The sequence below is a fragment of the Scandinavium sp. genome, from assembly GCF_036271055.1.
Classification (GTDB): Bacteria; Pseudomonadota; Gammaproteobacteria; order Enterobacterales; family Enterobacteriaceae; genus Scandinavium.
Genome location: NZ_DATBBJ010000059.1, coordinates 169,637 through 183,031, shown reverse-complemented (window position 1 = coordinate 183,031; position 13,395 = coordinate 169,637). Strand labels below are relative to the sequence as shown.

Below are 13,395 nucleotides of genomic sequence, written 5' to 3'. Positions count from 1 at the left end.
AACAACATGACACAACAGATTTCAGGTAAATGGCTGCTGGCATTGGGTGTTGTTTCCGCCCTGGCTACAGCGCCTGCTTTTGCGGCAAAAGATGTGGTGGTGGCGGTAGGGTCGAATTTCACCACGCTGGATCCGTATGACGCGAACGACACGCTCTCGCAGGCGGTGGCGAAATCGTTCTATCAGGGGCTGTTTGGCCTCGATAAAGACATGAAAATGCACAACGTGCTGGCAGAAAGCTACACGGTCTCTGACGATGGGCTGGTGTATACCCTCAAACTGCGTTCCGGCGTGAAGTTCCAGGACGGAACCGATTTCAATGCCGAAGCCGTGAAGGTCAACCTCGACCGCGCCAGCAATCCGGATAATCATCTCAAGCGCTACAACCTGTACAAAAACATCGCCAGTACCGAAGCGGTTGACCCGCAGACGGTGAAAATTACCCTCAAACAACCGTTCTCGGCGTTCATCAATATTCTGGCCCATCCGGCGACGGCGATGATTTCCCCGACGGCGTTGAAAAAATACGGCAAAGAGATTGGGTTCCACCCGGTCGGCACCGGGCCGTATCAACTGGACACCTGGAACCAGACCGATTTTGTGAAGGTGAAGAAATTCGCGGGTTACTGGCAGCAAGGGCTGCCGAAACTCGATACCATCACCTGGCGTCCGGTGGTCGATAACAACACTCGCGCGGCGATGCTGCAAACCGGCGAAGCGCAGTTTGCGTTCCCGATCCCTTACGAGCAAGCGCCTCTGCTTGAGAAAAACAGCAAGCTGGAACTGGTGGCGAGCCCGTCCATCATGCAGCGCTACATCAGCATGAACGTCACCCAAAAGCCGTTTGATAACCCAAAAGTGCGCGAGGCGATCAACTACGCCATTAACCGTCAGGCGCTGGTGAAAGTCGCTTTTGCCGGTTATGCGACGCCTGCAACCGGCGTGTTGCCGCCATCCATTGCCTATTCACAAAGCTACAAACCGTGGCCGTACGATCCTGCTAAAGCGCGCGCATTGCTGAAAGAGGCCGGATTCCCGAACGGTTTCAGCACCACGCTTTGGTCGTCGCATAACCACAGCACCGCGCAGAAAGTCTTGCAGTTCACTCAACAGCAACTGGCGCAGGTCGGTATTAAAGCGCAGGTGACGGCGATGGACGCGGGTCAGCGTGCGTCCGAAGTGGAAGCCAAAGGGCAGAAAGAGAGCGGGGTGAGAATGTTCTACACCGGCTGGACCGCCTCGACGGGTGAGGCCGACTGGGCGCTGTCGCCGCTGTTTGCTTCGCAGAACTGGCCGCCAACGCTGTTCAACACCGCGTTTTACAGTAATCCTCAGGTCGATAAAGATCTCACCGGAGCACTGAAAACCAACGATCCGAAAGAGAAAGAGCGCCTGTACAAAGAGGCGCAGGACACTATCTGGAAAGAGTCACCGTGGGTGCCGTTGGTGGTCGAGAAACTGGTTTCCGCACACAGCAAAAACCTGACCGGGTTCTACATCATGCCAGATACCGGATTCAGTTTTGACGAAGCTGACCTGAAGTAATGTTTAACTATGTCATTAAAAGACTACTCGGCCTGATCCCAACACTGCTTATTGTGGCAGTGTTGGTGTTTCTGTTTGTGCATCTGCTGCCAGGTGACCCGGCGCGTTTGATTGCCGGGCCGGAAGCGGATGCGCAGGTGGTCGGCATGGTGCGCCAGCAGTTAGGGCTGGACCAGCCGCTGTACATGCAGTTCGGGCACTACATCGCCAATGTGGTACAGGGCGATTTTGGCATGTCGATGGTGTCGCGCAGGCCGGTGTCGGAAGAGATTGCCAGCCGCTTTATGCCGACGCTGTGGCTGACGCTCAGCAGCATGATTTGGGCGGTGGTTTTCGGAATGGCAATGGGCATAGCGGCCGCCGTCTGGCGTAATCGCTGGCCGGACAGGCTCGGCATGGCGATTGCGGTGACTGGCATTTCTTTCCCTGCGTTCGCGCTGGGAATGTTGCTGATGCAGGTATTTTCCGTCCAGCTTGGTTGGCTGCCGACAGTCGGAGCCGACAGTTGGCAGCACTACATTCTGCCGTCAATTACCCTCGGTGCTGCGGTGGCAGCGGTGATGGCCCGCTTCGCCCGCGCCTCGTTTGTGGATGTGCTCAACGAAGACTACATGCGCACCGCGCGCGCCAAAGGCGTGAGCGAAACCTGGGTGGTGCTCAAACACGGTCTGCGCAACGCGATGATCCCGGTCGTCACCATGATGGGCCTGCAATTTGGTTTTCTGCTCGGTGGATCGATTGTGGTCGAAAAAGTGTTTAACTGGCCGGGGCTGGGGCGCTTGCTGGTCGATTCGGTGGAAATGCGCGATTATCCGGTGATTCAGGCGGAAGTTCTGCTCTTTTCGCTGGAGTTTATTCTTATTAATCTGGTGGTGGACGTGCTGTATGCCGCCATCAACCCGGCAATCAGGTACAAGTAAGTGCGACTTTTAAACTGGCGACGTCAGGTTGTCATCAACGCGCTGCCCGGCGTGGTTCCCGGGCAAGTGCGCACGCCGTGGCATGAATTCTGGCGTAAATTCTGCAAGCAACCGGTGGCCATGGCGGCAGCTATTTTTGTGCTATTGCTGATTGTTGTCGCGATAGTCGCTCCGTGGATAGCGCCGTTCGATGCGGAAAACTACTTCGATTATGACCGGCTGAACGACGGCCCGTCGATGATGCATTGGTTTGGCGTCGATTCGCTCGGGCGTGACATTTTTAGTCGTGTGTTAGTTGGCGCGCAGATTTCTCTTGCCGCAGGTGTCTTCGCCGTTTTGATTGGCGCAGTTGTCGGCACGGTAATGGGGCTACTCGCAGGCTATTACGAAGGCTGGTGGGATCGCATCATCATGCGTATTTGCGACGTGCTGTTCGCTTTCCCGGGCATACTGCTGGCAATTGCGGTGGTGGCGGTGATGGGCAGCGGCATGTCGAACGTGATCATTGCCGTGGCGATATTCTCTGTTCCGGCGTTTGCGCGTCTGGTGCGGGGTAATACGCTGGTGTTGAAACAGCAAACGTTTATCGAATCGTCACGCAGTATTGGCGCAAGCGACAGCACCATTATCTTTCGTCATATTCTGCCCGGCACGGTGTCGTCGATTGTGGTCTATTTCACGATGCGTATTGGCGTGTCGATAATCTCAGCCGCGAGCCTCTCATTTCTCGGGCTTGGCGCGCAGCCGCCGACGCCGGAATGGGGCGCGATGCTCAACGAAGCGCGTGCGGATATGGTGATGTCTCCGCATGTGGCGCTGTTCCCGGCGTTGGCGATATTTCTGACGGTGCTGGCGTTTAATCTGTTGGGCGATGGCCTGCGCGATGCGCTGGATCCGAAGATAAAGGGGTAGGGAGAATACAAAGCCTGATAAGCATCGCGCCATCAGGCAAAATAACCCGGCGAGAGGATCGCCGGGTGAATGCGATTAAACTCGTGAACCCCACAGATCGTACTCGTCGGCGTGTTCGACTTTCACACGCAGCACGTCGCCTGGCTTCGCGCGCGTTTCGCCGTTCAGGTACACCGCGCCGTCGATTTCAGGGGCATCAGCCATACTGCGGCCAATCGCACCTTCTTCGTCGACTTCGTCGATAATAACCATAATTTCGCGGCCCACTTTCTCTTGCAGGCGCTCGGCAGAAATCTGCTGTTGCAGCTGCATAAAGCGGTTCCAGCGCTCTTCTTTCACTTCTTCCGGAACCTGACCTTCCAGTTCATTCGCGGTAGCGCCTTCGACCGGGCTGTATTTGAAGCAGCCAACGCGATCCAGACGCGCTTCTTTCAGGAAATCGAGCAGCATCTGGAAATCTTCCTCGGTTTCACCAGGGAAGCCAACGATAAAGGTCGAGCGCAGAGTCAGGTCCGGGCAGATTTCACGCCACTGTTTGATGCGCGCCAGTTGGCGATCGACAGAGCCAGGACGCTTCATCAGCTTGAGAATACGCGGGCTGGCGTGTTGCAGTGGGATATCGAGGTACGGCAGGATTTTGCCTTCTGCCATCAACGGGATCACATCGTCCACGTGCGGATATGGATAAACGTAGTGCAGACGTACCCACACGCCGAGCTTCGCTAACTGCTCGCACAGGCCGACCATGCTGGTTTTTACCGGCTCGCCGTCGTGGAAACCGGTGCGGTGTTTCACGTCAACGCCATAGGCGGAGGTGTCCTGGGAAATCACCAGCAGCTCTTTCACGCCGGCATCAACCAGACGCTTGGCTTCAGACAGCACATCGCCAATCGGGCGGCTGTCGAGATCGCCACGCATCGACGGGATAATGCAGAAGGTGCAGCGATGGTTGCAGCCTTCGGAAATTTTTAAGTACGCATAATGACGCGGCGTCAGCTTCACACCCTGCTCCGGCACCAGGCTCAGGAACGGGTTGTGCTGTGGTTTTGGCACATAATGGTGCACATGTTCCAGCACCTGCTCATAGCTGTGCGGTCCGGTGATTTCCAGCACTTTTGGGTGCACTTCGCGAATCTGATCGACCTTCGCACCGAGACAACCGGTAACAATCACCTTGCCGTTCTCTTTCAGCGCTTCGCCGATGGCTTCCAGGGATTCCTGCACCGCGCTATCGATAAAGCCGCAGGTGTTGACGATAACCATATCGGCGTTGTCGTAGCTTGGCACCACGTCATAGCCTTCGGTGCGCAGTTCGGTCAGGATGCGTTCAGAGTCCACCAGGTTTTTAGGACAGCCCAGAGAGACGAAGCCGATTTTCGGCTGCTGTGTGACATTGCTCATAGCTTAAAAAGTATTCAATTTAGGGAAGGGATAGGGCAGGGATTCTACAGAGGTCGACGACAAATTTGTACTGGATAATTGCAGCCCGGGCCGGTTTTCGGCTTAATGACGCGGGATGACCATTCAGTTTCGTTTATCAGGAGGGAAAATGACGACGAACAAACCCATTTCTGTCTCGACACGCCCGCGCATGAGCGCACTTTGCTTTGCAGCGGCATTGCTTGCTACGCCATTGGCGGTGAATGCGTCAGAGCCGGTTTCCGCGCAAAAATTGCAGCAGATTGTCGACGGCACAATTAAGCCGCTTCTGGAAAAACAGCAGATCCCGGGCATGGCGGTGGCAGTAATTTATCAGGGCAAACCGTATTTTTTCCAGTACGGACTGGCAGATGTGAAAGCAAACCTTCCTGTTACGGATCAGACTTTATTTGAACTGGGATCGGTCAGTAAAACCTTTACTGGCACGGCGGGCGGTTACGCGGTGCAAAGTGGGATAATGAAGCTGAGTGACCCGGCAGCCGAGCACAACAAAGCGCTGACAGCGCCACTTTGGCAGAAAATCACGATGCTGGAGTTGGCGACCTACACTGCGGGTGGTTTGCCGTTGCAGGTGCCGGACGAAGTGACGGATGAAAACGCGCTGTGGCGTTACTACAACACCTGGCAGCCTGAGTACAAGCCGGGAACGATGCGCAATTACTCTAACGCCAGTATTGGCCTGTTTGGGGCATTAGCGGTGAGTAAGAGCGGGCTGAGCTTCGAACAGTTCATGCAAAAGAATGTTTTCCAACCGCTGAAATTAGACCACACCTTTATCACCGTACCGGAAGTCGAAAAAACGAATTACGCGTGGGGTTATAGCAAGGATAAACCGGTACACGTAACGCCGGGTATGCTTGATGCCGAGGCGTATGGCGTGAAAACCAGCATCCGCGATATGGCGACGTTTATGCAGGCGAACATCGCGCCGGAAAAACTACCTGCGGGTGATGCCACGCTGAAAAAAGCCATCGGTACGGCGCAAAGCGGTTATTACAAAATCGGTGATATGTATCAGGGGCTGGGCTGGGAAATGTATCCGTGGCCAATTAATGCACAGCAGGTGATTGAAGCCAGCAGTAACGGTATCGCTTTGAAAGCAAACCCTGCGAAATTGCAAACCTCACCACGTCCGATGACGCCAGCAACCTGGTTGCATAAAACCGGCAGCACCGGAGGTTTTGGCTCCTATATCGCGTTTGTGCCAGAGAAACAGCTCGGCATTGTGATGCTGGCGAATAAGAACTACCCGAACCCGGTACGCATTACTGCGGCCTGGCAAATTCTCAACGCATTGCAGTAAGTTTCTTTTCCTCCCCGTAGTGGGGAGGAACTTTCAAAAATGAATCACCTCAGGTTTGCGGTCTTTCACGCTATGACTACCTTCACGTAGCTCATCGGCCGCTTCTCTCGATCTGGCCCGAATATCATCGCTGTCCGCAACGTGACGCAGCAAATGATCGGCATTTTGGATCTGATAAAACTCATGCCCGTGGCCGATCGCCATCAGTTGCCCGGAAAAAAGCGCACACACCAGCAAAACCACAGATAACCCTTTTTTGAACATTTTTGCACCGTTTTGTTGTGACGACCGGCGCACTATATCAATCGTTGCGGTGCGTGACTATTCAGTTTTCCAAACAAAGCTTCAACAACTGTTGATTTTTTGTGCCGCCAGGTTAAAGCGATTGCCGTCAATCAATGCAGTTTAAATGAGTGTAAATTCGCGATGAATTTTTGATCTGATGCATCACTATGCACAAAAAATGACCATACTATAATTGTGACATTGGACGACACAGGAGGAAAGGTATGAACGTTGACAGACTATTCCACAACCTGTTGAATAAATTGGTTAATGTGCAAATTGATCTCGCCACCTATCTGCAACTCAGGCGGGCAAAAGGGTATATGTCAGTCAGCGATAATGACCATCTGCGGGAAAACTTGTTTGAACTCTGCGGCGAGCTGCGTCATAACGCGGCGGCGCTTTCATCATCGTTAACGTCTGCTCAAAATGAGGCGTTACACACTGCCGGAGAAGCTCTGGCTTCCGCTGCGGTGTGTCTGCTGACCGGGCACCACGACTGCCCTTCGTTCATTGCGGTTAACCCCGATGCGCTACAACGCTGTCTCGATATCCTATCGACCAATATTCAGGTGATGAATAAATCTGCGCCGCTGGCGCACGCCTGACATCTCCGGGGGAGGCGACTCCCCCTCATGGTTAAGTTTTTGTAAAAATCTCAACTTCGTCCGATACGCTGGCTACCCTTAACGCATTCGCCGTGAAAGGAGCTTTCTATGCCCCGTTTTGCTCTGAGTTTACTTCTGGGAACTTTGCTGGTGTCACCCGCATTGTTTGCTGCCGATGTTCGGGTGAATGTGTTGCAACGCAAACTGGATCATCCGTGGTCGATGGCGTTTCTGCCTGACAACAAAGGGCTGCTGATTACCCTACGTGGCGGGCAGTTACGCTTATGGCAGGAAGGAAAAGGGCTGTCGGATCCCCTTGTTGGTATTCCGCGTGTATGGGCCAACGGGCAGGGCGGGCTGCTGGATGTGGTGTTAGCACCAGATTTTGCCCAATCACGGCGCGTGTGGCTGAGTTACGCGGAAGTGGGTGATGATGGCAAAGCGGGTACGGCGGTGGGTTATGGACGGCTGAGCGATGATTTATCGCGTATCGAGGCGTTCCAGGTGGTGTTCCGGCAAATGCCGAAACTGTCTACCGGCAATCATTTTGGCGGAAGGCTGGTGTTCGATGGCAAAGGTTACCTCTATATCGGCCTCGGCGAGAATAATCAGCGCGCCACCGCGCAAGATCTCGATAAATTGCAGGGCAATGTGGTGCGCCTGACAGAGAACGGCAAAGTACCGACAGACAATCCTTTTGTGAAACAGCCGGGCGCGCGGCCTGAGATCTGGTCATACGGTATTCGCAATCCGCAGGGTATGGCGATGAACCCATGGAGTCATGCCCTGTGGCTGAATGAGCACGGCCCGCGCGGCGGCGATGAAATCAACATTCCTGAGCGTGGGGAAAATTACGGCTGGCCGCTGGCAACGCACGGCATCAACTACAGCGGTCTACCGATCCCTGAAGCAAAGGGTGAGAAAGTGGCGGGCACCGAAGCGCCGATTTTTTACTGGAAGCAATCACCTGCGGTGAGCGGGATGGCGTTCTATAGCGCCAGCAAGTTCCCGCAGTGGCAACACAAACTGTTTATTGGCGCTTTGAAGGATGAGTCGGTGATCGTGCTTAATGTCGACGGTAATAAAGTGACAGAAGAGGAGCGTATATTGGCAGACAGAAAACAACGCATTCGTGATGTTCGTGTCGGACCCGACGGCTATTTATACGTGTTAACCGACGAGTCCGATGGCGAGCTGTTAAGGGTTAGCCCAACACCCTGAGCATCAGGTGACCGGGATCATCACCACATTTTGATAAGCCGGGCGACGTGACAGTTGCTGATACCAGCGCTGTAAGTTCGGGTGCGGCTGCCAGGTTTTCACCGTTTCCATCAGGTTATAGATGAACGGGGCAACGGCGATATCGCCCGTGCCAAACTCGTCGCCGGAAAGCCATGTGGATTCGGCAAGGGCTGCATCCAGAATGACGAACAGCTTTTCACACTGCGCGATGCCCGCGTCAATAGCGGCGTGGTCGCGTTGTTCCGGTGGCGTTCTGACCAGACCCATCAGGATAACCCTGTGCATCGGGGAGAGCGTGCCATTGGCCCAGTCCATCCACTTTTCCCCCTGTGCGCGTTTGGCCGGATGTTCCTGCCAGAGGCTATTTTGTCCGTACTGTGCAGCCAGATAACGCACGATGGTGTTCGATTCCCACAACGTGATATTTTCGGCATCATCATGCAGCAGCGGTACCAGTCCGTTTGGATTTTTGGCGAGATAGTCTGCGTCATGATTTAAGCCGAATTCCAGCCCGGCGAGGATTTGATCGTAAGAAAGCCCAAGCTCTTCCAGCGTCCAGCGGACCTTTTTGACATTTGTTGAGTTGTTTCTGCCCCACAGCGTAATCATTGTCACTCCGTAATAAGCACATTTTCGAATCTTCATGGTGGGTTAAATTCAACGTTCACACAACCGCGATCAAAAAAATCGCCCCGTTTTCAACATAAAGCGTCGTTCTTGCGTAAACTTTAAAAACTTTACCAACGCATTGTTTCTTTAAGGTCATTTCTACGTTATTACTCACCGCCTGTTGTTGCACGGCGTCGGTGACGTAGCGTGTTTTTTGGAATGGATACTTGGGTGGCTCTTATGACGCGAACTGTTGTTTTTCCCCGCGGCCTGGCGGCAGGCTCCTTGCTTTTACTTCTCGTGGCTCCTGCTTTGCAGGCGGCTGATGCTGTTCAACAACCGGAAGCCCCGCCGGTAGATGCCAAAGCCTGGATCCTGATGGATTACGCCAGCGGCAAAGTGCTGAGCGAAGGCAATGCTGATGACAAGCTCGACCCGGCCAGTCTGACCAAAATTATGACCAGTTACGTGGTCGGTCAGGCGATTAAAGCCAATAAAATCAAAATGACCGATATGGTCACTATTGGCAAAGACGCCTGGGCGACGGGTAATCCGGCGCTGCGCGGTTCGTCGGTGATGTTCCTGAAACCGGGCGACCAGGTGTCGGTTGAAAACCTCAATAAAGGGGTCATTATTCAGTCCGGTAACGATGCCTGTATCGCGTTGGCCGATTATGTCGCCGGGAGTCAGGATTCGTTCATCAGCCTGATGAATAGCTATTCACAGAAGCTCGGCCTGACCAATACCACCTTCAAAACCGTTCACGGTCTGGATGCGCCAGGGCAGTTCAGCACCGCGCGCGACATGGCTTTGCTGACCAAAGCGATGATCCACGACGTGCCGGATGAGTACGCTATCCACAAAGAGAAAGAGTTCACGTTCAACAACATTAAGCAGCCGAACCGCAACCGTCTGCTATGGAACAACAGCCTGGGCGCGGACGGTGTAAAAACCGGAACGACGGCGGGAGCGGGCTACAACCTGGTGTCTTCAGCGAAACAGGGCGATATGCGCCTGATTGCGGTGGTACTCGGCACCAAAACGGACCGAATCCGTTTTAATGAATCCGAAAAACTGCTGACCTGGGGTTTCCGTTTCTATGAAACCGTCACGCCTATCAAACCGGACGCAACGTTTATCGAACAGCGAGTATGGTACGGTGACAGCAGTCAGGCAAAACTGGGCGCAGGGGACGCGGGGTCGATTACGTTACCGCGCGGACAGCTGAAAAACCTGAAAGCGAGCTACAGTCTCAATGAACCGCAATTGACCGCGCCGCTGACCAAGGGGCAGGTGGTTGGCACCATCGACTTCAAGCTGAACGATAAAACCATCGAACAGCGTCCGCTGATTGTGATGGAAGCGGTGAATGAAGGCGGTTTCTTCAACCGGATGGTTGATTTTGTGCTGATGAAATTCCACCAGTGGTTTGGTAGCTGGTTCTCATAATTGCGCAGTCTGTATTGCCCGGTGGCGGCTACTCCTTACCGGGCCTACGGGGTTTTGGTTTGCTGTTGTAGGCCTGCGCAAGCGTAGCGCCGCCAGGCAAGTATTATTTGTCGAACAGCAGCGTGATCCCACGCTGCTTCGCCAGCGCCGTCAGTTCATCATCCGGACGGCGGTCGCTGGCAATCACATCAAAGGCGCTTAAATCGCCCATCTTCGCCGGTCGTACCTTGCCAAATTTACTGTGATCGACCACCAGCACATGTTGCTGCGCACTGGCTAACGCCCAGTGTTTCACCGGCAATTCATCGAGATTAAAACAGGTTGCGCCGTGTCCGGGGTGAACGCCCGCCGCGGAATAGAAAGCAACATCCGGGCACAAATGGCTCAGGGTATCTTGTGGGCTGAGTGGTTTAAAAATGGCGTTGCTGGCATGGAATTCCCCGCCGCAGAGAATGGCGCGACACAGCGGTTTTTCCTGCAATGAGAGAAATGTATTCAGCGAATAACACACTGCGGTAAACGGCAGGTCGTCATCAATGGCGTCGATAATCCACGGGGTGGTGGTGCCGCAATCAAAAAAGGCCATCTGATGGGCTTTCAGTAATTTTGCCGCAAGGCGTGCGGCCTGACGCTTTTCGTCAACCAGCCGTGTTTTTTGGTCACTCAGCAGATAATGGCTGCCGCTGCGCGGTTCAAGTACCACGTAACCGCCGAGTAACACCACGGGCCCGCTGATGCTGTTAAGGTCACGGCGAATGGTCATTTCAGAAACGCCGAGTAACGCCGCCGCTTCTTTCAGATGGAGCTTATCGCTACGTTTAAGAGCCTGAATAAGCTGGCTGATTCGCTCTTCGCGCCGTGTTTCCATAAAACCCCTGTTAGCCGCAACGCCCTCTGCGTCAGGCAGAGGGTCTGGCTGCAATTTTACCTGCGCAATGGGTCTTAGTCACGTACCCAGCCTTTACGGATTGGCAATGAGAAGCAAAAGCGGTAGGCCGCTTGCAAACGGCGGTAGAGCGCTTGGCCGAAAAGATGCCACAGTAACTGCGCTGTCAGACACCCGCTGAGCCCTGCGAGGAACCCTCCAACCATATCCAGTGGCCAGTGTACGCCAAGGTAAACGCGTGACCAGGCAATCGCGCCGCCAATGACCAGTAACAGCACACCAGACCACAGGCGATGCCAGAAGATAAAGGCCAGTGCAAAGGTGAAAATCACCGTGCCGTGATCGCTTGGGAAAGAGTCATCCGCCGAGTGATGCAGGAAGTTATAGCCCACGCCGTCAACAAAGGGTCTGTCATGCGGGAAAATATGCCCGACAATCCAGGAGAGCAGCAGGCTGATGCCGATTGCCATCGCGACTTTGATAACCAACTGACGCTGAGCGCAGACCTGACCACGAGGACCCCACAACCACAATATCACCGCCAGCAATGGGACGATGGAGATGAGATCTTTGGCGATAAAGGTCGCCATAGCAATCATCCACTGCGGCGAGGCTGGCGTGGCGTTAATCCAGTAAAACAGCGAGTAATTCAAATTTTCCAGCATAGCGTGCGGACTCTTACCATTTGATGACGATGTTCACCTTAAAAATCGCAGCCGGAGCGGTAAAGGGGGATTGTCTTAATTGTCCGGATGTTACGATTTCTGTTCAGGCAACGTTTACAATTCTGCTTTCTGAAACGGCAGTATAGGGGGCGCAACTTAAGCGAACCTTAAACGAGTAAAATTGTGCTGTAACAGGGTGTTTCCCCCACTTTTCGCTATCGTCGTTCGATATCATTTATTACACTTCTCGCGATTTTTTCACCTTTAAGAGATTGCATGCACAACCCTTCATTATCTGGTAAACGCCTCGGTCGTCAGGCGTTACTTTTCCCGCTCTGTCTGGTGCTTTACGAATTCTCTACTTATATCGGCAACGACATGATCCAACCGGGCATGTTGACGGTGGTAGAACAGTTCAACGCCGGAATGGAATGGGTGCCGACGTCAATGACCGCCTATCTGGCTGGCGGTATGTTCTTGCAGTGGCTGTTAGGGCCGCTGTCGGATCGTATTGGACGTCGTCCGGTGATGTTGACGGGTGTGGTGTGGTTTATCATCACTTGTTTGGCAACGCTGCTGGCGCAGAACATCGAGCAATTCACGGTACTGCGTTTCCTGCAAGGGATAAGCCTGTGCTTTATCGGGGCGGTAGGGTATGCCGCGATCCAGGAATCTTTTGAAGAGGCGGTGTGCATTAAAATCACCGCGCTGATGGCGAACGTGGCACTGATTGCGCCATTGCTCGGGCCTTTGGTGGGCGCGGCTTGGGTTCACGTCGCGCCGTGGGAAACCATGTTTGTGCTGTTCGCCGTTCTGGCGCTGATTTCGTTCTTTGGTCTGCAACGGGCGATGCCAGAGACAGCGACGCGTCTGGGCGAAAAACTGTCATGGAAAGAGCTGGGGCATGACTACGGTCTGGTGCTGAAAAACCTGCGTTTCGTTGCCGGCTCACTGGCAATCGGCTTCGTTAGCCTGCCGCTGTTGGCGTGGATAGCACAATCGCCCGTGATTATTATCAGTGGCGAGCAGGCCACAACGTATGAATACGGAATGTTGCAGGTGCCGATTTTTGGCGCGTTAATTCTCGGCAATCTGGTGCTGGCGAAGCTGACATCCCGCAAAGCCGTACGCTGGCTCATTATTGCGGGCGGCTGGCCGATTATGGCGGGGCTTATTTTAGCTGCGGCGGCAACGGTGGTATCTTCGCACGCCTATCTGTGGATGACGGCGGGCCTGAGTGTGTATGCCTTTGGTATCGGTCTGGCGAATGCGGGTCTGGTGCGTCTGACACTGTTCGCAAGCGACATGAGTAAAGGCACCGTTTCGGCAGCGATGGGCATGTTACAGATGCTGATTTTCACCGTTGGTATCGAGGTGAGCAAACACGCGTATCAGTTTGGTGGTAACGGTCTGTTCAGCGTGTTTAACCTGGCAAGCGGCATTCTGTGGCTGGGGTTGACGTTCTACTTCCTGAAAGATAAAACGGTCGGCAGCTCGCAGCAGTAGTCTTTGAAAGTGCCCGGCGTATTGC

The 13,395-nt window shown here is 54.0% G+C and carries 13 protein-coding genes; 8 read left to right on the top strand and 5 right to left on the bottom strand.

Annotation, left to right across the window (positions count from 1 at the left end; genetic code table 11):
* Positions 1-6: 6 nt before the first annotated feature.
* Genes gsiB through gsiD form a run of 3 tightly spaced genes read left to right on the top strand, consistent with a single transcriptional unit; the run spans position 7 to position 3,377 of the window.
* On the top strand, positions 7-1,545 hold the full coding sequence (gene gsiB / locus VH187_RS08880) for a glutathione ABC transporter substrate-binding protein GsiB (protein WP_329701096.1): 1,539 nt from the start codon (positions 7-9) through the stop codon (positions 1,543-1,545).
* A complete protein-coding gene (gene gsiC / locus VH187_RS08875; protein WP_329701095.1) occupies positions 1,545-2,465 on the top strand; it encodes a glutathione ABC transporter permease GsiC in 921 nt (306 codons plus the stop codon). Before gsiB ends, gsiC begins: the two co-directional genes overlap by 1 nt.
* On the top strand, positions 2,466-3,377 hold the full coding sequence (gene gsiD / locus VH187_RS08870) for a glutathione ABC transporter permease GsiD (protein ID WP_329701094.1): 912 nt from the start codon (positions 2,466-2,468) through the stop codon (positions 3,375-3,377).
* Between the two features lie 75 nt (positions 3,378-3,452).
* Here the strand turns inward: gsiD and rimO are convergent, their stop codons facing one another.
* Positions 3,453-4,778, bottom strand: coding sequence for a 30S ribosomal protein S12 methylthiotransferase RimO (gene rimO, locus VH187_RS08865; RefSeq protein ID WP_329701093.1), 1,326 nt, complete (start codon positions 4,776-4,778; stop codon positions 3,453-3,455).
* Positions 4,779-4,968: 190 nt separating this feature from the next.
* Between rimO and ampC the strand changes: the two genes are divergently transcribed.
* Positions 4,969-6,120: a class C beta-lactamase gene (ampC, locus tag VH187_RS08860; RefSeq protein WP_329701338.1), complete on the top strand. Its 1,152-nt coding sequence runs from the start codon at positions 4,969-4,971 to the stop codon at positions 6,118-6,120.
* A 33-nt stretch (positions 6,121-6,153) separates the two neighbouring features.
* Here ampC and VH187_RS08855 read toward each other — a convergent pair whose 3' ends face one another.
* Positions 6,154-6,384 (bottom strand): DUF2554 family protein, encoded by a 231-nt coding sequence (locus VH187_RS08855; RefSeq protein WP_329701092.1) that lies wholly within the window; start codon positions 6,382-6,384, stop codon positions 6,154-6,156.
* A gap of 245 nt (positions 6,385-6,629) precedes the next feature.
* Here VH187_RS08855 and VH187_RS08850 point away from each other — a divergent pair, with 245 nt between their 5' ends.
* Entirely contained in the window at positions 6,630-7,013 is a 384-nt protein-coding gene (locus VH187_RS08850; protein WP_329701091.1) for a biofilm formation regulator BssR, read from the top strand.
* A gap of 108 nt (positions 7,014-7,121) precedes the next feature.
* Positions 7,122-8,234, top strand: coding sequence for a PQQ-dependent sugar dehydrogenase (locus VH187_RS08845; protein ID WP_329701090.1), 1,113 nt, complete (start codon positions 7,122-7,124; stop codon positions 8,232-8,234).
* A 3-nt stretch (positions 8,235-8,237) separates the two neighbouring features.
* Here the strand turns inward: VH187_RS08845 and VH187_RS08840 are convergent, their stop codons facing one another.
* Positions 8,238-8,864 carry a glutathione S-transferase family protein gene (locus tag VH187_RS08840; RefSeq protein ID WP_329701089.1) on the bottom strand — a complete coding sequence of 209 codons (627 nt, stop codon included), beginning with the start codon at positions 8,862-8,864 and terminating at the stop codon, positions 8,238-8,240.
* A 240-nt stretch (positions 8,865-9,104) separates the two neighbouring features.
* Here VH187_RS08840 and dacC point away from each other — a divergent pair, with 240 nt between their 5' ends.
* A complete protein-coding gene (gene dacC, locus VH187_RS08835; protein ID WP_329701088.1) occupies positions 9,105-10,313 on the top strand; it encodes a serine-type D-Ala-D-Ala carboxypeptidase in 1,209 nt (402 codons plus the stop codon).
* 103 nt (positions 10,314-10,416) lie between these two features.
* Here dacC and deoR read toward each other — a convergent pair whose 3' ends face one another.
* Together deoR and ybjG are read right to left on the bottom strand one after the other, a co-directional pair.
* Positions 10,417-11,181, bottom strand: a complete 765-nt coding sequence (gene deoR, locus VH187_RS08830) for a DNA-binding transcriptional repressor DeoR (protein WP_329701087.1) — start codon at positions 11,179-11,181, stop codon at positions 10,417-10,419.
* A gap of 74 nt (positions 11,182-11,255) precedes the next feature.
* Positions 11,256-11,864: an undecaprenyl-diphosphate phosphatase gene (gene ybjG / locus VH187_RS08825; RefSeq protein ID WP_329701086.1), complete on the bottom strand. Its 609-nt coding sequence runs from the start codon at positions 11,862-11,864 to the stop codon at positions 11,256-11,258.
* 276 nt (positions 11,865-12,140) lie between these two features.
* Here ybjG and VH187_RS08820 point away from each other — a divergent pair, with 276 nt between their 5' ends.
* Positions 12,141-13,370: an MFS transporter gene (locus tag VH187_RS08820; RefSeq protein WP_329701085.1), complete on the top strand. Its 1,230-nt coding sequence runs from the start codon at positions 12,141-12,143 to the stop codon at positions 13,368-13,370.
* The last annotated feature ends 25 nt before the right edge of the window (positions 13,371-13,395 follow it).